This window comes from Lactobacillus delbrueckii subsp. bulgaricus (genome assembly GCF_046938665.1).
GTDB classification, from domain to species: domain Bacteria; phylum Bacillota; class Bacilli; order Lactobacillales; family Lactobacillaceae; genus Lactobacillus; species Lactobacillus delbrueckii_C.
The window spans coordinates 1-280 of record NZ_JBKZCD010000096.1 but is presented as its reverse complement, the minus strand read 5'-3'; the positions used below and the strand labels follow the sequence as shown (position 1 = coordinate 280).

1 pseudogene is annotated in these 280 nt (G+C 46.4%); it reads left to right on the top strand.

Annotation, left to right across the window (positions count from 1 at the left end):
* A pseudogene (locus tag ACLUXO_RS10380) lies at window positions 1–280 on the top strand (RNA-guided endonuclease InsQ/TnpB family protein); the annotation flags it as partial.

Below are 280 nucleotides of genomic sequence, written 5' to 3'. Positions count from 1 at the left end.
CCACAAGGTTCATTCATCAGGTCGCCCAAAATATCACAAGAAAGGAGTCAACGATGGCTATCAGACTTCTTGTACCTATGACAGCAAGAACAAGAAGATCGAAAACTGTACTCCATTTTCAGGCTCGGTGCGCTTCCTGGACATGAAACACGTCAAGATGCCAAAGCTTGGCAAAATCAGAATCAGCGGCTCAAGCTACCGCAAGGTTCTTGCCCACAATCCAAACTTTCGGATTGGTACTGCCACTATCAAGTACGATGCCTCTGGCTTCTATCTGTCT